Origin of the sequence: Mesorhizobium abyssinicae (assembly GCF_049887195.1) — a bacterium.
Classification (GTDB): Bacteria; Pseudomonadota; Alphaproteobacteria; order Rhizobiales; family Rhizobiaceae; genus Mesorhizobium; species Mesorhizobium abyssinicae.
The window spans coordinates 1-1,006 of record NZ_JARAKC010000097.1; the positions used below are offsets into that span (position 1 = coordinate 1).

2 pseudogenes are annotated in these 1,006 nt (G+C 59.8%); both read left to right on the forward strand.

Annotation, left to right across the window (positions count from 1 at the left end):
- Positions 1 to 246: 246 nt before the first annotated feature.
- Positions 247 to 665 (forward strand): annotated as a pseudogene (locus PU724_RS33780) (transposase); the annotation flags it as partial.
- Positions 666 to 767: 102 nt separating this feature from the next.
- Positions 768 to 1,006 (forward strand): annotated as a pseudogene (locus tag PU724_RS33785) (IS110 family RNA-guided transposase); the annotation flags it as partial.

Below are 1,006 nucleotides of genomic sequence, written 5' to 3' on the forward strand. Positions count from 1 at the left end.
CGGCAAAATACTTCATGGCTGCTCCTTCCCGATGCTTGTGGCGAATCAACATCGACCACGTTCTCACATCTCGACAGGAGCAGCCGCCCTTATCCGGGCTCGGCAAAGACCCCAATCACCCCATCTGGCTCCGCGATACTACCATACAACCCGGCGCCCAGAGGTCATGACCGTTTGAGTGTCCAGCCCAAAAAAATATGGGGTTTCTGTTACGAGTCTATACAGCCCAGCACTGCCCCTCATGGAATGTTCTCCACCTTCCAAACTAGCGCTGGACTATCCTGGTCGCCAACTTTCCGTGGCCGGATGGCCCAGATTGGCAAGAAGACCAAGCGCTACCCGTCTGATTTGACGGACGAAGAGTGGGAGCAGTTCGCACCGCTGATGCCCAAGCCTGGGCGTCGCGGCCGTCCGCGCGAGGTTGATTTCCGAGAGGTGGTCAACGCCGTGCGCTACCTGGTCCGCTCCGGTTGGGTTGGCGGATGCTGCCGATCCATTTCGGCCCCTGACAGACGGTCTACGGCTGGTTCCGCGAGTTGGCGCGGCGCTTTCTGTTCCAGACCATCCACGACGTGGCGCTGATGCTGGATCGCGAGCGAGCCGGGCGCGAGGCCAGTCCTTCGGCTGGCGTGATCGACAGATGGGGTATTCGGCTTGAGCCTCATCGTTTGGCGGTGATGCCATCAAGGTGCTGCGCTTCGAGCTGATGATAAAACGTGGTCGGTTCCCCGGAACAGCAACAAGCCATCAGGAAGGAGAAGCGCAGCATGAAACATTATGCAGGATTGGACGTCTCGGTGAAAGAGACCGCAATTTGCATCGTCGACGAAACGGGCACGGCGTGCCGCGAGGTGAAGGTGCCGACCCATCCTGAGGATGTTGCGCGGGTGCTCAAGGATCCCGCCTGGCGGTTGCAGCGGGTCGGGCTTGAAGCCGGACCTTTGTCGCAATGGCTGTTCGAGGGGCTTGCCAAAGCCGGCTTGCCAGTGGTTTGCATTGAGACGCG